The 22,592-nt window shown below is 39.4% G+C and carries 24 protein-coding genes and 1 pseudogene; 20 read left to right on the top strand and 5 right to left on the bottom strand.

Annotated features, from left to right (window positions below; genetic code table 11):
• The first annotated feature begins 187 nt into the window (after positions 1-187).
• A complete protein-coding gene (locus IHE35_RS11405) occupies positions 188-439 on the top strand; it encodes a hypothetical protein (protein ID WP_242787591.1) in 252 nt (83 codons plus the stop codon).
• Positions 440-482: 43 nt separating this feature from the next.
• On the opposite strand, the gene IHE35_RS11400 is transcribed toward IHE35_RS11405, so the two are convergent.
• Both IHE35_RS11400 and IHE35_RS11395 read right to left on the bottom strand, forming a co-directional pair.
• Positions 483-1,208, bottom strand: coding sequence for a folate-binding Fe/S cluster repair protein (locus IHE35_RS11400; protein ID WP_242787590.1), 726 nt, complete (start codon positions 1,206-1,208; stop codon positions 483-485).
• Between the two features lie 116 nt (positions 1,209-1,324).
• The gene (locus tag IHE35_RS11395; protein ID WP_242787589.1) at positions 1,325-3,463 is read right to left on the bottom strand and encodes a multicopper oxidase family protein; all 2,139 of its coding nucleotides are present in this window, start codon (positions 3,461-3,463) and stop codon (positions 1,325-1,327) included.
• Positions 3,464-4,241: 778 nt separating this feature from the next.
• Here IHE35_RS11395 and acnD point away from each other — a divergent pair.
• The 10 genes from acnD to IHE35_RS11345 all read left to right on the top strand — a co-directional run bounded on the left by acnD (position 4,242) and on the right by IHE35_RS11345 (position 13,640).
• Entirely contained in the window at positions 4,242-6,848 is a 2,607-nt protein-coding gene (acnD, locus tag IHE35_RS11390) for a Fe/S-dependent 2-methylisocitrate dehydratase AcnD (RefSeq protein ID WP_242787588.1), read from the top strand.
• Between the two features lie 147 nt (positions 6,849-6,995).
• The gene (locus IHE35_RS11385) at positions 6,996-8,450 is read left to right on the top strand and encodes a hypothetical protein (RefSeq protein ID WP_242787587.1); all 1,455 of its coding nucleotides are present in this window, start codon (positions 6,996-6,998) and stop codon (positions 8,448-8,450) included.
• 111 nt (positions 8,451-8,561) lie between these two features.
• Complete coding sequence (locus tag IHE35_RS11380; protein ID WP_242787586.1) at positions 8,562-8,696, top strand: zinc ribbon-containing protein; 135 nt, start codon at positions 8,562-8,564, stop codon at positions 8,694-8,696.
• A gap of 134 nt (positions 8,697-8,830) precedes the next feature.
• The gene (locus tag IHE35_RS11375) at positions 8,831-9,409 is read left to right on the top strand and encodes a DUF4126 domain-containing protein (RefSeq protein ID WP_242787585.1); all 579 of its coding nucleotides are present in this window, start codon (positions 8,831-8,833) and stop codon (positions 9,407-9,409) included.
• 201 nt (positions 9,410-9,610) lie between these two features.
• Positions 9,611-9,817, top strand: coding sequence for a hypothetical protein (locus IHE35_RS11370; RefSeq protein WP_242790000.1), 207 nt, complete (start codon positions 9,611-9,613; stop codon positions 9,815-9,817).
• Between the two features lie 144 nt (positions 9,818-9,961).
• The gene (locus IHE35_RS11365; RefSeq protein WP_242787584.1) at positions 9,962-10,660 is read left to right on the top strand and encodes a hypothetical protein; all 699 of its coding nucleotides are present in this window, start codon (positions 9,962-9,964) and stop codon (positions 10,658-10,660) included.
• A 129-nt stretch (positions 10,661-10,789) separates the two neighbouring features.
• Positions 10,790-11,047 carry a hypothetical protein gene (locus tag IHE35_RS11360; RefSeq protein WP_242787583.1) on the top strand — a complete coding sequence of 86 codons (258 nt, stop codon included), beginning with the start codon at positions 10,790-10,792 and terminating at the stop codon, positions 11,045-11,047.
• 524 nt (positions 11,048-11,571) lie between these two features.
• Positions 11,572-11,811 (top strand): DUF6868 family protein, encoded by a 240-nt coding sequence (locus IHE35_RS11355; protein ID WP_242787582.1) that lies wholly within the window; start codon positions 11,572-11,574, stop codon positions 11,809-11,811.
• Between the two features lie 141 nt (positions 11,812-11,952).
• Positions 11,953-12,666 carry an SIMPL domain-containing protein gene (locus tag IHE35_RS11350; protein WP_242787581.1) on the top strand — a complete coding sequence of 238 codons (714 nt, stop codon included), beginning with the start codon at positions 11,953-11,955 and terminating at the stop codon, positions 12,664-12,666.
• Between the two features lie 740 nt (positions 12,667-13,406).
• Positions 13,407-13,640, top strand: a complete 234-nt coding sequence (locus tag IHE35_RS11345; protein WP_242787578.1) for a hypothetical protein — start codon at positions 13,407-13,409, stop codon at positions 13,638-13,640.
• A 54-nt stretch (positions 13,641-13,694) separates the two neighbouring features.
• Here the strand turns inward: IHE35_RS11345 and IHE35_RS11340 are convergent, their stop codons facing one another.
• A complete protein-coding gene (locus IHE35_RS11340; RefSeq protein ID WP_242787576.1) occupies positions 13,695-13,958 on the bottom strand; it encodes a hypothetical protein in 264 nt (87 codons plus the stop codon).
• Between IHE35_RS11340 and IHE35_RS11335 the strand changes: the two genes are divergently transcribed.
• The 3 genes from IHE35_RS11335 (at position 13,957) to IHE35_RS11325 (ending at position 16,784) form a co-directional block, all read left to right on the top strand.
• Positions 13,957-14,622 carry an RluA family pseudouridine synthase gene (locus IHE35_RS11335; protein ID WP_242787573.1) on the top strand — a complete coding sequence of 222 codons (666 nt, stop codon included), beginning with the start codon at positions 13,957-13,959 and terminating at the stop codon, positions 14,620-14,622. The two genes, IHE35_RS11340 and IHE35_RS11335, sit on opposite strands and share 2 nt — an antisense overlap.
• A 596-nt stretch (positions 14,623-15,218) precedes the next feature.
• The gene (locus IHE35_RS11330) at positions 15,219-16,160 is read left to right on the top strand and encodes a DUF4041 domain-containing protein (protein WP_242787571.1); all 942 of its coding nucleotides are present in this window, start codon (positions 15,219-15,221) and stop codon (positions 16,158-16,160) included.
• 240 nt (positions 16,161-16,400) lie between these two features.
• Positions 16,401-16,784, top strand: coding sequence for a ribonuclease E inhibitor RraB (locus tag IHE35_RS11325; protein WP_242787569.1), 384 nt, complete (start codon positions 16,401-16,403; stop codon positions 16,782-16,784).
• A 133-nt stretch (positions 16,785-16,917) separates the two neighbouring features.
• On the opposite strand, the gene IHE35_RS11320 is transcribed toward IHE35_RS11325, so the two are convergent.
• Positions 16,918-17,740 (bottom strand): IS5 family transposase gene (locus IHE35_RS11320; RefSeq protein ID WP_242786769.1). Its coding sequence is split into 2 segments (ribosomal slippage): positions 16,918-17,358 and positions 17,360-17,740, totalling 822 coding nucleotides; the frame shifts between segments, so codons are not numbered across the junction.
• Between the two features lie 157 nt (positions 17,741-17,897).
• Between IHE35_RS11320 and IHE35_RS11315 the strand changes: the two genes are divergently transcribed.
• From IHE35_RS11315 to IHE35_RS11300, 4 genes are all read left to right on the top strand, one after another.
• Positions 17,898-18,236: a zinc ribbon domain-containing protein YjdM gene (locus IHE35_RS11315; RefSeq protein ID WP_004814566.1), complete on the top strand. Its 339-nt coding sequence runs from the start codon at positions 17,898-17,900 to the stop codon at positions 18,234-18,236.
• A 139-nt stretch (positions 18,237-18,375) separates the two neighbouring features.
• On the top strand, positions 18,376-18,738 hold the full coding sequence (locus IHE35_RS11310; protein ID WP_242787566.1) for a 5-carboxymethyl-2-hydroxymuconate Delta-isomerase: 363 nt from the start codon (positions 18,376-18,378) through the stop codon (positions 18,736-18,738).
• 400 nt (positions 18,739-19,138) lie between these two features.
• Entirely contained in the window at positions 19,139-20,101 is a 963-nt protein-coding gene (locus IHE35_RS11305) for an IS30 family transposase (RefSeq protein ID WP_242787563.1), read from the top strand.
• Between the two features lie 33 nt (positions 20,102-20,134).
• A complete protein-coding gene (locus tag IHE35_RS11300; protein WP_242787561.1) occupies positions 20,135-20,584 on the top strand; it encodes a nuclear transport factor 2 family protein in 450 nt (149 codons plus the stop codon).
• Between the two features lie 130 nt (positions 20,585-20,714).
• On the opposite strand, the gene IHE35_RS11295 is transcribed toward IHE35_RS11300, so the two are convergent.
• Positions 20,715-21,485, bottom strand: coding sequence for a hydroxymethylpyrimidine/phosphomethylpyrimidine kinase (locus IHE35_RS11295; protein WP_242787558.1), 771 nt, complete (start codon positions 21,483-21,485; stop codon positions 20,715-20,717).
• Between the two features lie 93 nt (positions 21,486-21,578).
• On the opposite strand from IHE35_RS11295, the gene IHE35_RS11290 reads away from it, so the two are divergent.
• Together IHE35_RS11290 and IHE35_RS11285 are read left to right on the top strand one after the other, a co-directional pair.
• Positions 21,579-22,226 carry an HAD-IA family hydrolase gene (locus IHE35_RS11290; protein WP_242787556.1) on the top strand — a complete coding sequence of 216 codons (648 nt, stop codon included), beginning with the start codon at positions 21,579-21,581 and terminating at the stop codon, positions 22,224-22,226.
• 53 nt (positions 22,227-22,279) lie between these two features.
• Positions 22,280-22,423 (top strand): annotated as a pseudogene (locus IHE35_RS11285) (hypothetical protein); the annotation flags it as partial.
• Positions 22,424-22,592: the final 169 nt, after the last annotated feature.

Below are 22,592 nucleotides of genomic sequence, written 5' to 3'. Positions count from 1 at the left end.
TTTTTTAAATTATTACAGCTACATCATAAGATGATTTTATAGTTTGTAAATATCCTAATTGTCACGAAATACAAATATAATAGAGAGTGATGAAGAGAAGATGAAGACTATCTTTACGACAAAACTTTGAAATGCTCTTAATCTCTGATTAAATCCGCGTTTGAGCTATGAGGTAGGGTTAAAAACAATGTTTATTAAAGGCATTAAACGTGCATATGATCAAATCAGTAAGGATGACAGTATCGCTGATGAGGATAAGTTTGATGCATTACTCATGCGATTAGGTCAAAACTTTTTAGTTAGCAATGCAGACCGTGTATATATTTTCGAGCACGAAGGTAAAACTGCACGTTTCGATGCGAAACATGCACGCGCTTTTCATTTTAAAGATTATGTGATTAAAGACATGAACAAACTGTTCCATGATTTTAATCTTTAACAAAAAATCCTCCATATAGGAGGATTTTTTGTATCAATCACTGTTATTGCGGTCGAGCTACATCACCGCTGAGTGCTTCAGGCAGATCGAGTACAGTCAAATCTAATTCAATAATCGCTTCCGGTTTGGCCACAACAAGTGCTTTAAACCCGCCATTAATATTGACGCTATTTACGACTTCTACATCATTATTCAGTTTGCTTGCAACAGCAGGTGCTTCACCTGTGCCTTGCACCAGATGCAGCCAGTGTTTCGGTTTGGCTTTAAACCATAAACGTGCAATCACTTCCTGACCGAGGTAACAGCCTTTGTCATAGTGTACGCCTTCACGCTGATGCAGGCGCAGTTCTTGTGGCTGGAATTGTTCTGCGGTTGCTGCTTGAATCCATGCCTGACCTGATTCAATTGCATACATTTCCCAAGCTTGAATATCAGTTGCTTCAAGACCAAATTCGCTATGAATGCCTGCAGTGACTGGATAAGCTGGACCTACTTGTTCCAGCTTCATTTTGGAGAAAGCACCAAACTTGCGGATGTGCTTGGCAAAGTCTTCAGCCTGATCAGCAGTCACAACAATTTCAAAGCTTTCAGCGTTAATTTTTTTCAGCCATAAGCCAAACTGAATACGTCCTTTTAAACTACAGATCGCGGTATAGCGCGTCTGGTTCTCAGCCAAAGCTTCAGTATTTAAAGTCACTTGACCTTGCAGGAATTTTTGCGCATCTACTCCATTCAGCGTAAATAAGGTAAAAGCAGGAGATGTTGCCATGATCAGCCTCAGTTTGAATACTAAAAATCAATCAAACTATTGTGCAGCAAGCATTATCTCTAAGCAAATAAAAAAGCCCGCAATATCAACTGCAGGCTTTTAATTAAAAGCGAGGGTTAGTGATGATGGTCATGTGAACCAGGTAAATCAGCATTACAGTCAAATTTCCCGCCACAAATGCGTACATATTCCATCATGCCCTGATCTTCATGATCGAGGATATGACAATGCTGTACAAAATCACCTTCAAATTTCTTGTAATGACTTCGAACAATCACTTCATAGCCCGGTTTAACAAAGATCGTATCCTTGAATTGTCCTTTTAAACCTCGGTACTGGACATCATCCAGCTCATTTGGTGTGGTTGCAGGTCCAGATAGAGGTTCACTCACATCCTTTTTATCCGGGTTTAAAATCTTAACAATCTGGAACGGATTTACATGAATATGGAAAGGATGTCCCAAGTTTGCGCTGGTCAGTACCCATTCATCGATTTTACCAAGTTCTAGCTTGCGCACATATTTGCCATTGACCACACTTTGTCCAGTGAAGGTTTCTCCAAAACTATAGATGCCTGGATGATCATCGTGACGGTAACCAAATTTACCATTTGGACCAAAAGAGGCATCAAAAGTAGAGCGTTGTTGTGGTCTGTCTTTAATCAGATTATCTATTTCTCTGGTCATCAATGATGGATGATCAGTAAAGGCAGACAGATTAAGTTGCGCTAATTGCGCCTGAATCTCCTTGCTTAAGCCGATTTTCTGTGCCTGATCTTTTAAAAACTGCGCAGCTGTTTGCGCCTTCAACTTGCTGGATTTTACATTTACCCAGCCAAGCAGCTGAGCATTTAGTCCACTGTTAGGAGATAGTTGTGGGGTAATTTCACCGGAAGTTCTGGTATTGATTTCATCATCAATATTTAATCTTGAATCAAAAATACAGTATTTGTTGGTTGTGGGAAAGCTGAGCATGGCATCATGACGATAACCTGGCTGGAATACAGAAAGTGTACGAGTCTGGGCCTGAGTCATTGTTAAACCATCTTGGGCAATCGTATGGACGGGTAGGCTGGTCAGTTGCTCGAAAGGAATTTTTGAGGCAGGAATGAGTACATTCCCCTGATAGGAAAGACAGGCATCCACCGTTTGTTTGGCAGTATATTTATTAGAGCCAGGTAATTCTTTAATGATTAAACCGATAGTATCCCGAACCCCTCCATGAATCATACGCCAGCGGTTAAATTCATTTTGGTTAACCTGAATTTCGCCTAATACTTTGCCATTAATTGAAGTGTAGTAGTTATTTAACCCCCAAGAGTTGAAGCTATTCAGACCAGCATAGTTTTCCATCGTGCCTATGCCTGCACCTTTACAATCATTACTGTTTAAAGATTGGCCTTCAGTGTCAGTACAGTCATATTGAATTTGCTGGAAGACCAGGATTTTTTCATTTGCATCATTATGCTTGGCTTTATCTTTCCATAAAATATCGAGATCACCTGTAGAAGTCACCTTGCCATTTTTCACTTTAGGTACACGGCTTCCTTCCACAATGAGCGGACCAGCCATACCACTAGAGACCTGAATTGCGGTCGAGCCATGTAAATGGGCATGGTACCAGTAAGTGCCCGCAGGATGATTGGGTTCAATCTTATATTGATAATCAAGATTCGCCTGCGGAGCAATTTTCAGAAAGACATTGTCACTATTTCCCTGAGGGCTGACCCAGAAACCATGCGTATGCAGATTGGTGGTATTAAAACAATGGGGTTCATTCGGGTCGAGAATATTTTCACAGCTTTCAGGTGTTTCATCAGGTAGCTGATTATTTAAATTAATCGACAAGGTTTCACCCTGTTTGACCCGAATCTGCGGACCCACCAGTTCATCCACAATTCCGGTTTCACGTGCTTCCTGTCTGTTCAATAAACTGGCTTTAGTCAAGTAACCCCGAACCAGTAATTGATCCCATTGCGATTGCCTCGGGTTATAAATCTTATTGGTCTTATATGCCGCAACCAGTTCGTATTTACCTTTAGCACCTTTCTGCAGCAAGGGTGGATTATTAATGAGTGACTCCGATTTACCAGAGGCGGGAGGAGAAGGGGGGGATGGATGATCCGGTTTAGTGGGATGGGTGGGATTCGGTTTAGTCGGATTGTATGGATCGGAGGGCTTTTTCCCTCCAATCCAGCTGGAAGCCAAAACTGCCACTAATACAGTAATGATCCCAATAATGGCGATCTGTAACATGTTCTTCACCTTTATTAATTTTTATGTTGTGTGTTGTTGTTATGAAGCAATTACCGCATAGGTTTACTGAAATGTTTTAAGGGTGAATATCACCAAATTGGGGTATGCAGATAGATGACAGTGAAAGGCCAAAACTATTCAAGTAATAAGCTGGGAAAAAGAAGTATTAAGTTTTTGAATTAATTATGATATTTAAAGTAATTTGCAATAAATCATCGACTGTAAAAAAATCTTAAAAAAGTTAGGGATTTTAATCTAGCTCACTTGCTTTATAGACTTTCAGGTACCAAGTGCATATTGCATTTCCCCAAAAAATTAAAAATAAGCAAAAAGAAATCTGGAAAATTTTATTGATGGTATTGTTGGTTGTCAGGCTAGGGATTTTGCCAAAAATGGCAGAGGATAAAAAAACATCTGTTGAGCAGTGCTATTTCTGCTTAAAAACTCAGCTAATTTAAAAGTATCCCTCCTATCTAAGAATAAAAATAAGGCACGCCGTTAATCTTAAATAAGCCTGTTTTTTGATCTATAAGGTTATTCTAATACTAAAGAATAAGAAGGATTTGCCCTGTTTTTTTTAGAAAATAGCGATTTAGAGTCATTATTCTACAGAATATGTAACTATTTATTTCAAAAATGCTATTTTTTATATGTAAGTTTATGAAATATAAAAGATTTGGGAAATGGCTTTTCAACAGTGTACTATGCCTGCAAAACGATGTGAAACATCTACAACAAGTATGCAGTAAAGAAGAACGATTCAAGAGGCAGGTAAGCTATGAACAACAACTACCGTAAACCGCTGCAAGGTACCCAGCTGGAATATTACGACGTGCGTCAGGCCGTTGAAGATATTCAGCCAGGCGCATATGCCAAACTTCCCTATACCTCCAAAGTGCTTGCAGAGCAGTTGGTACGCCGTTGTGACCCTGCCATTCTGGAACAGTCACTGCGTCAGCTGATTGAACGTAAGCAGGAGCATGATTTTCCCTGGTATCCGGCACGTGTGGTGTGTCATGACATCCTGGGGCAAACGGCACTGGTCGATCTTGCCGGTCTGCGTGATGCCATTGCTGATCAGGGCGGTGACCCCTCCAAAGTCAATCCGGTAGTGCCGACCCAGCTGATTGTCGATCACTCACTGGCAGTGGAATATGGCGGTTTTGATCCGGATGCCTTTGAGAAAAACCGTGCGATTGAAGACCGCCGTAATGAAGACCGTTTCCATTTTATTGAATGGACCAAAACCGCCTTTGAAAATGTCGATGTGATTCCTGCCGGGAATGGCATCATGCACCAGATCAATCTTGAAAAAATGTCACCAGTGATTCAGAACCGTGATGGCATTGCCTTCCCGGATACCTGTGTGGGTACAGACTCGCATACCCCACATACTGATGCGCTGGGTGTAATCTCGGTCGGTGTTGGTGGTCTGGAAGCTGAAAACGTGATGCTGGGCCGTGCATCTTGGATGCGTCTGCCGGATATTATTGGGGTAGAGCTGATCGGTCAGCGTCAGCCAGGCATTACCGCAACGGATATCGTTTTGGCGTTAACTGAATTCCTGCGTAAGGAACGTGTGGTAGGGGCTTATCTGGAATTCTTTGGTGAAGGTGCTGACAGCATGTCAGTCGGTGACCGCGCCACGATTTCGAATATGACGCCGGAATATGGCGCAACAGCAGCCATGTTCTATATCGATCAAAATACGATTGATTATCTGACGCTGACTGGTCGTGAATCTGAACAGGTCAAACTGGTTGAAAGCTATGCCAAGGAAATTGGTCTGTGGTCATCGGAAATGACGCAAGCAGAATATCCACGTGTACTGCGTTTTGACCTGTCGACTGTGACCCGTAATATTGCTGGCCCATCGAATCCGCATGCGCGTGTTTCAACTGCTGACCTGAAAGAGAAAGGTATTGCCGGTGTGGTAGAAAACCGTACTGATGGCTTGATGCCAGATGGTGCGATCATCATCGCGGCGATTACTTCATGTACCAATACTTCAAACCCACGTAATACTGTTGCTGCAGGTTTATTGGCACGTAAAGCCAATGAGCTTGGCTTGGTGCGTAAGCCATGGGTGAAATCATCTTTTGCACCGGGTTCTAAAGCGGCTGCACTGTATTTAGAAGAAGCCGGTGTACTTGAAGATTTGGAAAAACTTGGCTTTGGTATCGTCGCTTATGCATGTACGACCTGTAACGGGATGTCAGGTGCGCTTGATCCGAAGATTCAGCAGGAAATTATTGACCGTGACCTGTATGCCACAGCAGTATTGTCCGGTAACCGTAACTTCGATGGCCGTATCCATCCGTATGCGAAACAGGCTTTCTTGGCATCTCCACCGTTGGTTGTGGCGTATGCAATTGCCGGTACCATCCGTTTTGACATTGAAAAAGATGCCTTAGGCACCGACAAAGATGGCAATCCTATTTATCTGAAAGACATCTGGCCATCAGATGAAGAAATTGATGCTTTGGTGAAAGAGTCCGTCAAGCCGGAGCAATTTAATAAAGTTTATATTCCGATGTTTGATCTGGGCGAACGTGAGAAGGCAGCAAGTCCACTGTATGACTGGCGTCCGCAAAGTACCTATATTCGCCGTCCTCCGTATTGGGAAGGTGCATTGGCTGCACCGCGTACACTCACCAACATGCGTCCATTAGCTATTCTTGGGGATAACATTACTACTGACCATTTATCGCCTTCAAATGCGATTGTGCGTGATTCAGCGGCGGGTGAATACTTAGCAAAAATGGGTGTGCCCGAGGACGATTTTAATTCTTATGCGACGCATCGTGGCGATCACCTGACTGCACAGCGTGCAACCCTGGCGAATCCTAAGCTGTATAACGAAATGGTGGTCCGTTCTGATGGCACCATCAAGCAGGGTTCTAAAGCACGTGTGGAGCCGGAAGGTGAAGTAATGCGCATGTGGGAAGCGATTGAAACCTACATGAACCGTAAGCAGCCGTTGATCGTGATTGCCGGTAAAGACTATGGTCAGGGCTCAAGTCGTGACTGGGCAGCCAAAGGTGTGCGTCTGGCGGGTGTAGAAGCGATTGTAGCTGAAGGTTTTGAGCGTATTCACCGTACTAATCTGGTGGGTATGGGCGTACTTCCGCTTGAGTTTAAACCAGGTACAGACCGCAAGACTTTAAAGCTGGATGGTACTGAGCTGTATAGCGTAATCGGTAATATTGCACCGCGTTCGACGTTGACGCTTGTGATTGAGCGCGCGACTGAAGAGGGGAAGAATCAGGTGCTTGAGGTCCCAGTCACTTGCCGTTTGGATACTGAAGAAGAAGTGCATGTGTATGAAGCGGGTGGGGTATTACAGCGTTTTGCACAGGACTTTTTGGAAGGGAATGTGGCTTAATTTTTTTAAGAATCTCCCCTAACCCCTCTTTGAGAAAGAGGGGGAACTCCCTCCTTTAAAAAGGAGGGTTGGGGAGGATTAAAGTTGTTGATATTGTTTGAAAAAGACCCTACTGTGAAGTGGGGTTTTATTTTTTAGGGTAATTTGATGGATACTGATTTATTACATAAAATGATAATTTACCAAAAATCATATTTTGAAATTATTTACGATTTTTTTATAAAATTTATGGGAAAAGAGCCCAAAGATTTTCATGATTTTAATGAGATAGGTTTTTACTTAAAAGAGAAGTATGAACAAAATAAGCATAATATGGCGTACTTTTCTAATTTGAATCAAATACGTTTAGAATTCTTTGAAAAATTAACGCTATTATATTCTATTGAGTCACCTCAAGTTTTTAAATCAGCACAGGATTTAGATGTTTTTAAAATTAACTTAGGAGGAAGTAGTCGTTTTTTAAAAACACAACTAAATGCAGTTCGTAAGTCACTATTACTAACAGATATCGTTTTGATTCCTGATCCGATTTTACCCTGGTTGGAAAGAGAAAGAGGTGAAGAAAAGTTTAATAATATAAGAATGATTGAAGCAATATTTTTCATATTGCAATTGAGAGATCTATTAACCGAGGATTTTGATATTCCCCCATTTTTTATTTTTCCTAGTTGGGAGAAAATATTAGAAGAAAAGGACTCCTATACAAAAGAAAGTATATCAACTTTACTCGTAGATTTTTTTAACTTTTATGTGGGTACATCCTTTGATAATAAAAATGATCTAATTAAGTATGCGTTTAACAATAGAGATGAATTTTTAAAAAATGTAGAAAATAAACGTCTATTTATTGCTCCAAATGGATTAGAAACTTTCAGTCTTAGAAAGTCTATTGATGATTATAAGGTTTATGTTAAAGAAAATAGGACAGATGAATGGTGTCATCAATATTTAAAGGATGATATTCAAATAGTATTGAATGGAATAAGTGAAAGATTAGCACCACAATTTCATTTATTTGATAATTCAAAGGAAATGAAAAGTAACCCATATCTCTGTATTCCAGAACATGCTCATTACTATAAGTTAATTTCTAAAATGAGTTGGTCTTATAACGTAGATGAGGTTATAGATAAACAAACGCAAACAATTCTTGAAGCATTAAGCTCTCAACGTTTAGATTATTTAGCAAATATAAGTGATGATGAAATAAAAATGCTGAGAAAGACTGATGAACACATTCTTTTTAAAAAAGAGATGAGAGATTTTGTTAATTCATTGTCAAATTCGAAAATTGAAGATATTCATTATGTTTCTAGAGAGTTTTCTGATTTTCTGAGAATGAAAACAAGCCAACATATTAAAGAGTTAGAAGTATTAAAAAGTAAATATAGAGCTAAGCATACACAAACCCTATTGCTAGCAGGAGGTACTTTGGCAGTTAATTTTATGCCATTGATTGGTCCAGTCTTATCGGCTGTTTTAGGAGTTGGAGGGGTCGGCTTTAAGTATGCTAGTGACAAGTCAGATGAAATAAATGATTTAAAAAAGATGAATTCTTCCATGTTAGGAGTGATTGCCTTGACGAAAGCACGCCAACGCTAGAGTTTTGTTTCTTGCAAAAACGCCACCATCACTCGTCGAAATGACCAATAGACATCCATCATAAAAGGCATATACTAGGTTCACCATTTCTAAAACCCATGGAGAACAAAAATGGTTACTGCTGGCTCAAAACCCGGAACAGGCTTCTATTTTTGTGTTCAATGCGGACACCGCACCTACTTAGAAATTGGTACTGATCGTTTACCACCGTGTACCAAATGCCTCGGCACCCAATATAACAATTAAGGTTGCCTAAGCTATAGCAAAAGATAAAACAGAAAACCTGTTTTAAATAAAAGCCCTATTACCCCATAGGGCTTTTTGCTATTTTAGAGAGAAAGAAAAATCACCCATCGCCACAAACAGGTTTGGAGTGCAGTATGGAAACGATCCTCGGTTTATGTATTGGTATTGGACTCAGTGCAGCGTGTGGCTTTCGTATATTCGCACCTTTGCTGGTCATGAGTATCGCTTGTAATCTGAACTGGTTTGAACCGATCCAAGGTTTTGGCTGGCTGGCTTTACCCTCGGTTTGTCTGACGTTGGGCATCGCGACCTTGTGTGAAATCGCAGCTTACTATATTCCTTGGGTAGATAATATCCTCGACACTATCGCGACACCCGCAGCTGTTATTGCTGGAACGGTATCCACTATGGCGGTAAGTAGTGGGGAAATGTCGCAGTTTGTGGCTTGGGCAACTGCATTAATTGTGGGTGGGGGAACTGCCGGAGCAGTGCAGTTTAGTACGGTCGCATTACGAGGTTTATCAACTGCCACCACCGGCGGTGTAGGAAATCCGGTGATTTCTACAGGGGAATGGATCAGTGCAGTCCTGATCTCGATCCTGTCCTTTTTGGCACCTGTACTTATGGTGATCGTATTTATTATTGCTGCCATCTGGTTTGTACGCTGGTTTAAACAGATGAAGAAAAATAAGTCTGATCCTGGCGTAGTATAAATAGTCTAAGTAGTTGTTCTGCCAATCTTAAATCTGAATATCGGAGTCATAAATTCACAATAAAAAATTCTATAAATTGATTGATTTTTATCCATAAAAGGCATAGTTTTAGTATGGGATTAATAAATTACATACTTTTAGTTTTAGTATGACTTTAATTCCTACCTTTATAAAAACGAATATGGGGGAATTTTTATGGAGATGATCAAGTTTGTGGTTGATGAGCAGACAACGGACAATGGGGCACATCTGATCCATAATTTAACGACCGGTTGTGAAGACTTGCCTGATACGGACGCTCAGATTCTGATTGGTTATTTTGCCAATTATGAACTGGCTTACAAGCGTGCGCGCATGAACTGGCCTAGAGAGAAAGTGACCGGTTGTGAAAAATGCTGCAAGGCATAACTCATGAATCAATCAGTAATTAAAAATGAATATGATGTTGAGATTTTTGACCCTACCATCGTGTAGGGTCATTTTGTTTCAGCTTTCATCTTTCTATGTTAAAAATAATAAGCAACATGTGCCTATACATATGAGATCAGGAAAATGAAAATCGCAAAACTTGCAGTCTTTTTCAGTGCAGCCCTATTGATCTCGAATGCAGCCATAGCGCAAGAAGCACTAAAGCCTGAACAGCGCCAGTCACAACAAGATCAAAAAACTTTTCAAGCCTATGTTCCTAAAAATTATTCTTTCTTTGAAGTGGTAAAAGGTGACTTAAATAAAGATGGTGTGCAGGATGCTGTACTGATTGTCAAAGCTACAGATCCTAAAGCTTTAGTTAAAGATGAATATCGTGGAACCTTAGACCGGAACCGCCGAGGTATCATTGTTCTTTTGGGACAAAAGGACACGAGCACTTATAAAAAGTTTCTGCAAAACCTGAACTGTTTCAGCTCGGATCAGGAAGATGGTGGGGTGTATTATCCACCTGAACTGGTGCCTGAAATTAACAAAGGATTACTAGAGCTTAGGTATCAGCATGGACGTTATGGCTATTGGAGCTATAAATTCCGTCTTCAGAATCAGGATATGCGACTGATTGGCTATGACCAGTTTTCTCATCATGGTCCTTTGCTTGAGTCGAAAACCAGTATCAATCTGCTGACTGGCAAAAAAATCTATAGTAAAAATTTAATCACAGATCCGGAGCGCAGACCAAAATATAAAGAAACGCATTCAGTGCATAAACAGATGCCCATTTACTTATCCAAAATTAAAAACTTTGATGAACTCACATTTTAAATATGCAATTGCCTGAAATTGGCGCACATTTTGCAATTTATTTAATACGAAGATGCAAAGCTTTATCTCATTAAAGAGCTTTGACTTAATTTAGTGCACTTTTATGCACGACAAAGAGGGCAATCGAGTATGGATATGACTAATCACGTTTCTGAATCCCCGAAATTACCGCTTTCTGCACACGCCTGCGCGGCATGGCCACTGATATTTGTGCCCTTTTGTGGTGCAATTGGCCTGATCTATTTTGCACTGGCCTATCTGATCAATCTGAAGGTATTAACATCTGAATTAAGCAAAATGAATAAAGTACTGGCGATTATCATGTCAGGGATGTGTGCCATGAGTGGCTGGTGGTTTACTGCACAATGGTTGCAAGGTACTTTTTAAACTAGAAAATCATGAAAAATGTATAAATAAAATTCCAATAAAGCTCATTTTTTAAAGAATAAAACCTCATAAAAATGAGTTAATGACATTTATTTCTCTAAATTAGCTTATAAATTGGAAAATTTTTCAAAAATTAAAAAAATGATAAAAACATAGGAAATTAATCCCGTACGCTCAAGGCTACTATATATCTCAAGGGTGTGACGGGATCGGAAAGAGTAGCATGCTGTGAGCGGCGCAAAACGCGAGAGCAGTACTTACCCACAAGGTCTTGATCCGGCTTAGGACGCTATGAACCAGAAGTTTGTAGGCTATAAGATCAATTCTTACAAAGATTGATAGTTGAAGTAAACCATCACGAGTTTTCCCAACACCCTAAAAAATTCTCCAGTAAAACCCATTAGAAAATATAAAAATAACTCTTCTATTCAGATCCCCTTAACAGAGTTATATCCGCCATTTCTTTTTATTCAGTCAATTTGTGCTAGTCTGGAAATTGAACCGTATCCTTTAGGGGAATCGCGATGGAACTTGATTTATGGCGGCAATTTTTACTGTATGCATTGTTCGTTAATTACAGCATATTAATATTCTGGTTCCTGATCATTGTCTTTGCCCGCGACTGGGTCAAACAGTTGCATGGAAAATGGTTCAAGCTATCAGATTCAACCTTTGATGCCATTCATTATGCGGGTATGGCGCTCTATAAAATTGGTATTCTGCTGTTTAATCTGGTACCGCTATTGGCTTTATATCTGATGTAAATATAGAGTGAAATTTGAGATTTAAATCTTTTATTCACGTGATTTTAACAAGTGGTCGAATAGTGATATCAAAGTCCAAGTTCAACTTATTAAAATTGTACAACTAACAAGAGCAAGATTACTAAAACGGAGTTCAGGCAAATGAATCAGTTTAAACCCGCCCTGATTTTAGGTGCACTCATCGGCTTAGGAATGATTATAACGGGATGGATTCTGGGGAACAGTGCCGTCAAGATCAAACAGTATGAACGGATTGTCTCGGTCAAAGGCCTGTCTGAACGTGAAGTTAAGGCAAATGTCGCGGTCTGGCCGATTCGCTTTAGTTCGGCCAGTCAGGATTTGACACAGCTTTATGACATGATGGAACTACAAACCCAGCAAATCCAGACTTTCCTGAAAAGTGAAGGCTTTAAAGCCGAAGAAATTACCACGGGAGCACCCGTCACCACAGATAAATATGCACAGCAGTATGGCGGCGATGCCAATGTTGCACTACGTTATACCGCACATCAAACCATTACCGTGTATACCCATAACATTGATGCAGTACGTGCAGCACAAACCCGTTTGGCGGAACTAGGTAAAAAGGGTATTGCCTTTGGTGGCGATGATTCAGGACAACGAACCGAATATTTATTTACCGGTTTAAATGACATTAAACCAGCGATGATTGAACAGGCCACACAAAATGCACGGAGCGTGGCAGAAAAATTTGCAGCCGATTCGCAAAGCCGTCTAGGGAAAATCAAAACCGCCAATCAGGGCCTGTTTAGTATTGAAGATCGTGACAGTAATACGCCGTATCTCAAAAAAGTTCGTGTTGTGTCTACCGTAGATTATTATCTGGCAGATTAAATTCACCGCAAGGCTGCTATAAAGAAGTCTCCGAACCTTCATCAGTAGCCCAAGATCAGAATAAATATAATTCTCAGAAAACCTGATTTTACTGCAATAAAAAATCAGGTTTTTAAAGCAAAAGATAAAATATTCTTGAATGAAAACCGTGAAAGAAAAAATTTCCTATGCGGGTCGGAAAATAACAAAACATAGGAAATTAATCCCGTACGCTCAAGGCTAATATATGTCTCAAGGGTGTGATGGGATCGGAAAGAGTAGCATGCTGTGAGCGGCGCAAAACGCGAGAGCAGTACTTACCCACAAGGTCTTGATCCGGCTTAGGACGCTATGAACCAGAAGTTTATAGGCTATAAGATCAATTCTTACCAAGATTGATAGTTGAAGTAACTTCCCAACACCCTAAAAAATTCCGCATCGAATAAAACATAAAAATATTTTTAAATTAGTGGATTAATCCAGATAAAAAGCTTTTCTTGTGTTCATTTATTTAAAAATTCTTCTCTTTTTCATTAAAAAAAATTTTCTGTTATTTTATTTGAATTATTCTGCAATAGGGATAAGTCTCAGTATTTGCTGAAATGAGCAGTGATATGGCTATATTTTCTGGATTCTGTGAAGCAATTCGATAAATTTTATTTCCAAAAAATATGATTATTTTTTAATCATTTTAAAATTAAATAATAAAAATCAAGTGTTAGTGGTAGTATAAAAATTGATCATTTTGGGAGGGTAATATTATGACGAGCTATGAAGTAGAAATAAGTTATCCCAGCCAGAACAATAGCAGCGATGGTTTACAAGTTGAGACTTTAGCTTCCGAAGATGTACGGGCTAAATTTAATAGCATGAACTGGAACCAGTTGTTGATTCTGCAACTACAGATGCAAACAGGAAAAACAATTTTTACCGTGAGCAATACAGATACAGGACAATCCATCCAGATCACCTTGAATGAATTATCCAATTCGTAACAGCTGGAATTTAAACTTGAAAGCGATATTCTGGTTGAAGGGGCTAACAAAAGCTTATTCGGTTTTCTTGGCTTTAAGGGCAAGGATTATGTGTCTTATAGAGAGCTGAATTTGAAACAGACCCAGGCGATACTCGATAATTTTTTGAATGAGGATATAGAAGTAATTAAACAGTACTATCTGAGCAGCTTGAACCAGACTGGCCAGGTCACAAGCCGAGCATAATTTCCCTAAATCACATTCCTGTAAAAGTTCAGATTGACACACTGAATTGACATTGATATTTTGCGCATCTTTCTTCCTATGCACTTGCGCCATGCCACTCAACGATGACTTTGTTTACTGCCCACCTCAAGGTCCACTCAAAATTCTCTATGAAGATGATGATCTGGTGGTGATTGAAAAACCGGCGGGTTTATTGTCAGTACCGGGTCGTCTGCCAGAGCATCATGACAGCGCTTATTTACGTGTGCGCGAGCAATTTCCAGAAGCACGAATTACCCATCGTCTGGATATGGCCACTTCCGGAATTCTGATGTTTGCCAAGCATCGTGATGCAGAAGTCGCTGTCAGTAAAATGTTTCAGGCGCGTACGGTGAACAAGCACTATATCGCTTTGGTACAAGGAAAACTGCTCGGTGAGGGCGAAGTAAATGCCCCCTTAATCACGGACTGGGAAAATCGCCCACGCCAGATGGTACACCTGGAACTGGGCAAGCCATCAAAAACCCTGTATCAAGGTTTGGATTATGATGTAGCACAAGATATTAGCCGTGTGTTATTAACGCCGATTACGGGTCGTTCGCATCAACTGCGTGTGCATATGATGCATATTGGTCATCCAATTACTGGCGATAAAATCTATCACCCTGAACCACTGCGCAGTCCTCTAAAGCGTATGGCCCTGCATGCCAGTTATCTTGCGTTTACCCAACCTTTAAGTAATAAACCGGTAGAAATTCACGGCAGTGTACCTTTTTAATCATTTTTGGTTTCAAAGCTATACTTGCAAAAAGATATTTGAATATTTGGGATGGATGCAGAGTACTGTATTTATCTATTCATCTGCCTAAAGTGTGAGAAAATATTTCATATTTTTTCTTTTATTCTCTAAATTTACTTATTTTTTGATCTAAAAAAGATCTATGTAATAATAGTCATCTACTTTGTTAAAACATGTAAATTTATAAGTTTAGCTATATTAAGGTGATCTTGTAGAGAAGGTGTAATTTTAAAAAAATCAAAAATTGGTAAATTTAAACATATGTTATTAAAGAATATTGGAGTTTGAATTTATTCCTATTAAAAACTATTGTTTTTTTATTAAGTTAAATCAATCATTTGTTGTTCATGACTTAAGTTAATAAATACTTAAAATTTCATGTTGTCATTTGGGTGAGATTTCAAGCCATAAAACGGTAAAGTTCAACAAAAATATCAATATTATTAAATATTTATACCAGGTTCTAGTGATAGGATTTTTGAGGAAAACAGTGCAAAATAAAAAACTTTCACGAGTTTTTTTTGTTTGAGTTAAAACACTTTTCTTTTTTATATTTTTTAATTAGGGCACGGACGATGTTAAGTATTATTTTATTCGTTCTGGTGGGGATACTATCTGGCGTTCTGGCAGTGACACTAAAAAAATTAAAATCCCTGCGTGGAAACCTCGATGTTTTACAGGACAATCTGGATCATGCACGTCATAAACTGACTGAGTATGAACGACAGGTAGAAGATAGCGAGTACGAGCTGTCTCAGCTACGCGTGCAAGTCAGTGGTTTGCGTACGACCGTAGACAAATATAAGAAATACCAAGAGATCTGTGAAATAGAACAGTATGTTATTAACCGTAGCTTACAGGCTGAAAATTTTGTGGAAATGACCAAGGTTGATGCTTCAATCATGGTGGATGACATTAAAGGCTATATCGAACGGGTAAAAGCATTTATAGAGGATTATCGGACTAAGGCTATCCAGAAAGTAGAGCTTCAGGCACGCGAAAAACTGCAAGGCCATTATAAACAGGCACAAGAAGAATATCGCTTGCAGGATGTAGTCACTGCCTTAGAGCATAAAATTCATGGTTATCAGTATGGATTTTCGATCGCAGCTAAAGATGTGTTGTCTGAATTAATAGAGGGTTATCAGGAGCAAGATGCTGCAAGACATTTACTGGATATTCGTCAGCAGATTGAGCAGGTAATTCGAAACAAAAAAGTCGCGCAATGTAACTATGTCGATGAGAATCGCCGTAATACCACTATTGATATGATCAGCATGGCCTTTAACAGCCGTGCTGACCTGTATCTGTCCCGTTTAACTACAGATAACTTGGGACAGATGTTACAGGCACTGCAAGATGATTTTTATTTAATTAATCATAAAGGACAGGATTTAAGTCAAGCCAGTATTCAGCAATCGTATCTGGATTTACGTTTACAAGAACTGAAGTTTGCAGCCTTGCTTCTGGAATTAAAGAAAACACCTGGAATCACTGAAGTTGTTCAGATGGCTTAAGCAGCTGAGTCGAAAACTTAATCTGATAAGATGAGGGGGGAGAAAGCTCCCCAAAATAAGCAGTTAAAGTCCCTCTACTAGTAAAAGTTAAATTGTTATTTCAAAAGTATGGCCCCAATTTGATTTATAAAATCAGTCATTTAAAAACTATAAAAAATATTATTTTAGCTATCGTATCCTGTATAAAAATCAGCTAATCTAATTTGTATAATAAAACAGCAGCACAATAAGGACAGCCCTATGTCACGTGATTATCAGCAGTTCCCGGATGATGAAAATGGCAATGTACTCTGGCAGATGTTTCAGGATGGTGATGATCTGACTGAAGCACATGAAATTGAATTTTCGATTGCATTTAATGAAGAATCTCAGGCCGATCGCTGTGCTTTGCATCTATTAAAAGAAGAACAGAAAATCAGCCTGTTCCAGGATGAAGAAAGCGATACACTCGAGTGGGTAATCACGATTTTCATTTATATGGAACCGAGCTATGAAGATATTGTCGATCTGGAGCAATGGTTTACCAAAATCGCGAGCGAATTTGGTGGAGTTTATGATGGCTGGGGCTGTATGGCTTATGTATATGACGACATCGATGATGACGATACACCTTTGAGCAGTTAAGGCTCAACCAGCGCTTAATACAGAATGAAGATTGTAAAGCCCAGTTTCGCTGGGCTTTTTCTTTTTATCAAGAATCTGTTGATGAAAACTCAAAAGAGAATCCAGACTAATATTAGACCTCTTGCGAAAGTTGTTATTGCAAGTTGATTCGGTTTACCAGTGCAGCAATTAAGTTCATGCGTAAACCGAATCTTTTCCGTCTATTTCGATAGCGTTCACTTAAGATTCTAAATGTTTTCAATTGACTATTAATGTGTTCGATCACAACGCGTATTTTTCCAATCATTTTATTGTACTTTTTCTCAACTTCAAATAAAGGAAAATTCTTCTTTTTCTTAATGGGCATCAATAATTTAAAGCCATCTTGCTCTAATCCGTAGTACCCTAAATCAGTCATAACATATTCACAATGTTTGAATTTCTTAACCGTTTTCCTTGCCAATTTAATGTCATGCTGACTGCCATACGATATATCTAATCCTATGATTTGTTTACTCTTAGGATGGTAGATCACTTGGGCTTTAAGCGTATGTTTCTTCTTTTTACCACTATAGAACTTACTCTGATTTTTTTTTCGGGCGTTCTATTGAACATTCTGTCGCATCAATAATGACCCAGTTAAAGCGTTCGTCTGTTGTGGTAAGGCTTCGTTTTGGCAGAGTAAAACGTCTTGATCTCATTAAGGCATCTTCAACCTTTTTAATGGTTCGGTTCACATTACTTTCAGCGATATGATAGTGTGCTGCTAACTCCAATTGAGTGCTATAATTTCGTAAGTAATTGAGTGTTAATAACAATTGATCCTCTATAGCTAAAGTATGAGGACGGCCTGATTTCTTTTTGAGTGATTCTGCTTTTTCTAAAACCTCGACCATTTCGGTAAAAACTGCTCGAGGTACGCCAACCAAGCGCTTGAATTCAGAATCTGAAAAACGGTTTAAGTTCTGATATCTCATGAAATCTATATGGGGATGGTTTTTACTTTCGCAAGAGATCTATTCTTTAAATCTTTCAGTAAAAATGTAGAAGTTAAATCCATATAAAATATAAGGTATAAAATGCTATAATGAGTTTTTGATTTATTCATTTCTTATTTTTATTTTTGAGGTTCTTATGAGTCTACCCCATTGTCCAAAATGCCAGTCTGAATATACCTACGAAGATGGGGATTTACTGATCTGTCCTGAATGTTCGCATGAATGGAAAGAGGGTGAAGATACAGAAGAGCAGCTAATTATTAAGGATGCCAACGGCAATGTTCTTGCTGATGGTGATAGCGTAACAGTGATCAAAGACCTGAAAATTAAAGGTTCATCATCTGTGGTGAAAGTTGGCACTAAAGTAAAAAGTATTCGCCTGTTGCCAGATGCTGCAGATGGTCATGATATTGACTGTAAAATTGAGGGTATTGGTGCAATGAAGCTCAAGTCTGAATATGTGAAAAAAGCATAATTCAGTCTTGATCTGCTTAATCTCATAAAGTTTGAATCAGAATGGCGGTTTAAAAAATAAGCCGTCATCATCTGCCTTGGCTTACATTTTATTGTACTCGGGGCATAATGAAGAAAAAATACAGAGTAAATAAAATTTCATGCCTCATCTTCATATTGAATATTCAGATAATCTCCAGAACCTGGACATCAAGCCGATGCTGCTCGGGATTCATCAGGCCTTATGTACTGCAAATTATATTCAAAATCCGAATGATTTAAAAAGCCGTGCAATTCGCCAGCATGATTATGTGATCGGACTGGATTTGAATACCACTCAGGCCTATGTCCATGCGAAAGTATCCTTATTGTCGGGTCGTAGTCCTGAACTGAAACAGGCGATTTCCCAGTGTGTCCTAGAAGTGCTGCAACAGCATGTATCAGCACAACAAGGTTTGACAGTGCAGCTTTGTGTAGAAATCGTAGAAATGCCAAAGGACTGTTATAGTAAAGCCATTGTTTAAATTTAATTCATCAATATTGTATGTTGTTAGAATTATAAGTATTGTTTTTCGGAATTGTCATGTTGTGACAAAGCTAAAATTTAACAAACAGTTAAAAATAACTTCGATAAGCTTAAATTAACCAAGCTCATCCGTAAGTTTTATGGAAGGTGTTCAGCTCACAATAAAATGATTTTCAAAAATGGACTCTATGAGTCTTTTAATAATATTTAATGATTTTACCAGTTAAGGCTTTGTTGCTGTAATTCTAAAGCTTCTATGCCCATCTATAAGGCAGATTGCAGTAATTATTTGGCCACGCAGATTCAAATACCAAGTGCGACATATTTGTAGTTAGTTGAAAAAGTTAGGTGTATTAAAATCATTAGACTTTTTTCAACTCGCAATTGGAAAGCACCCAATGAAGCAATACACCCAACTTTCTCAAGATGAAAGATACGAAATTTATGCTGCTTTGAAAAGCAAATCTTCAATCTCTACCCTTGCCAGGGAGCTTGGACGTTCTCGATCAACCCTTTATCGTGAGATCAAAAGAAATACTGGAAAACGTGGATATCGAGCTCAACAGGCAGAGAAATTTTCAAGTCAAAGACGATATCGATCCTCTTCACAAATGACAGATTTTGCTCTCGTTTATATTCGTTATCTGATTGGCTTAGATTGGTCTCCTGAGCAAATTTCAGGTGCTTTAACACAACGAGGTTGGCTTGATGTGCCTTCACATGAATGGATTTATCAGTATGTTTATCTAGATAAATCTAAAGGTGGTAAGCTCCACCTTCATTTAAGGCATCAAAAGAAATATCGTAAACGAGGTTATAAAAATACAGACCGTAGAGGCCAACTCGTTGATAGAACAAGTATTCACTGTCGCGATGAGGTCGTCGAGAAACGTCAACGCCTAGGTGATTTTGAAGGTGATACCGTGATAGGCAAGAATCACAAGGGGGCATTATTAACTCTGGTTGAGCGCAAAAGCTTGTATGTACATATCGTTCATTTGGGACAAACTAGAACCACAACTAAAACGATCTCGTGTGCTTTAGCATGTTTGCGCAGCAGTCATGCCTACAGTGTAACCTTTGATAATGGTAAGGAGTTCTCCGAGCACCGGCGGATAACGGAAGCAGGGATAGAGACGTACTTTGCAGATCCATACAAGTCGATTCAACGAGCCAGAAATGAAAATACCAATGGTCTGATCAGGCAATATCTGCCAAAATCATCTTCGTTTGATGAACTGTCAAATGAACAAATAGAGCAGATAGAATTTGCTCTCAATCATCGCCCTAGAAAAACACTAGGCTGGTATACGCCTAGTGAAGTTATGGCTGGTTTTTATACTGTTGCACTTGCTGCTTGAATCCGCCCCATTTAAAAATATAAGAGAATAGAGATGAAAATATTCGGGGATCCATCTTTAGGCGAAGAGATAGTGAATTTATTACATAAATGGGATGGTGCAATAGCGGGCTTGGATATTCAGAATGCGCTTAAGTTGTGTGTGCCAGATGTCAGGTTTTTTGATTTAAGTACAGAAGTTCATGGTCTGGAAGCTTATGAACAGAAATGGAATCTCTACAAGCCCTATATGCTTCATGGGGTAACCATACAGCGACATGATGTGACAATCCATGTAGAACCACATTTAGCTTTCATTCATGGTTATGTAAAACTTACACCAGCAAATGCTGAAAAAGTAAAATGGCTTCCCTCCGTGAAATGGTGTCGTACTAGCTTATGTTTGAAAAAGGAACAAGGGCAGTGGAAGATGGTGCATCAGCATATTTCTGTACCGGTAGATATCGAAACAAACAGCATGAAAGTATTAGAGCTAACAACTTAAATCTACAATGACATTATTTATATGAATTCATGCGCTATTTGAGTTCTCTAATATCAGTAATGTCTAAGTTGAATTTGAATAAAAAAAGAGCCTGAATGATTTAGGCTCTTTTTTATGTACAGAATGGGTATTAACCAAAGCGTTTTGGAATTTTCTGACCATTCGGTATAGGCGTCTCAGCATTTTTTAATACACCGAATAACCATGTCTCAGCATGCTGCACGGCAGTCTTGAGCTGATCACCGAGTGCTAAACGACCGGCAATAAAACTGGCCAGTGAACAGCCTGAACCATGATATTCCCCCTCCAGACGAGCGCAACGGGTCTGGTTCACCAGCTCACCCTGAATATATAAACTGTTCTGGATATAATCTGGAGTATCTTCATGTCCACCTTTGACCAGTATGGCTTTTGCACCCATGGCAAACAGTTTTTGTGTTGCAAGTTCCAGATCCTGCTCACCTGTCAGCGCACGTAATTCCACTGTGTTTGGTGTAATAATAGTTGCATGAGGGATCAATTGGGTAAAGGCCTTGACCAAGGTTGCCTGATCTCCCAATGAGCCACCACTGTTCGCGACAAGTACCGGATCAAGCACATAAAAATATTCAGGATGCTCAGCAAGAAACTCTGCTAAGGCTGCAATATTATCGGTAGTGCCAAGCATGCCGGATTTTATGCCACGGATGGGCAAGTCACCGACTACCGCCTGGGCTTGTGCAAGTAGCAGACTTTTTGAGGTCGCTTCAAAGCCAAATACCTGTTGGGAGTTCTGAATGGTAAGGGCAGTACAGGCAATTGCAGCATGGGCACCGCTTTGGCCGATAGCTTCAATATCAGCCTGAAGACCTGCTCCACCTGAAGGATCCAAACCTGAAAAGCATAGTACTGTAGGGCGCAAAACGATGTCCTTAAACTCTAAATTTGCGTTAGTATAGGCAAAATTTCATGAACACTCGATACCAATTTGCATCGAAGTAGCCGGAGGACTGTGGTGATTCAGAATATCTTGATTGATCTGGATGGAACGTTAACTGATCCTAAAGTAGGAATTACCATGTCGGCACGTTATGGCTTGGAAAAAATTGGTCATCCTATTAGTCCTGATACCAATATTGACTGGATCATTGGACCACCGCTTAAAGCCTCACTCGCTAAAATCCTGAATGTTGCAAGCAATCATGTGCTGGCCGAACAGGCACTAGAAGCCTACCGTGAACGTTTTGCCGTCACTGGCCTATATGAAAATAAAGTCTTTCCTGAGGTGGCTGAAACTTTAGCTGAACTCAAACGCCGTGGATACCGACTATTTCTTGCGACTGCTAAACCCACCGTTTATGCACGACAGATTCTTGAACACTTTAAGCTGGATCAATATTTTGAAGGCATTTATGGTAGTGAGCTAAATGGTGATCGTACCAACAAAGGCGACCTGATCGAATATATTCTGCAGCAAGAGCAGTTAGATCCAGCTGCCTGTATTATGGTTGGAGATCGCGAGCATGATATTTTTGGTGCTAGACGTAATGGGATAGAAACTATCGCAGTCACCTATGGCTATGGTTCACCAGAAGAGTTTACTCAAGCTGAACCCAAATTTCAGATTCAACGCTTTAATGAAATTTTTGATTGTCTGGGTTAAATAGTTTTTTATATTCCAACTGAACAAGGGTGATGAGTTGTGGGATAGGTCATCTGCCAGCAGGTGGTCAATCTACTCTAATGACTTATCAAATCAACGGTAAACAATACGTTATTATCATGGCAAGTGGTCATGGTTCATTTGGTACCAAAATGGACGAGTCTGTAGTTACCTGTGTATTAGCAGACAATAAATAATTAAGTTTTATACTTAGTGTAAAAAATCCTGATCCATCAGGCTTTTTTATGCAAAATACCAGCTGTGATAAGAATAAAGCGCTAATAAGTATTAATGATCTTATGTCAGGTTCAGTTGAACACGCATTTTTATAGAGTCAATATTTTGACCTCACAGATCATACTGACA

Source organism: Acinetobacter sp. ASP199 (assembly GCF_022700675.1).
In the GTDB taxonomy this organism is placed as follows: Bacteria; Pseudomonadota; Gammaproteobacteria; order Pseudomonadales; family Moraxellaceae; genus Acinetobacter.
Note: the sequence above shows the minus strand (reverse complement) of the source record. Positions and strands in the feature narration are given on the sequence as shown.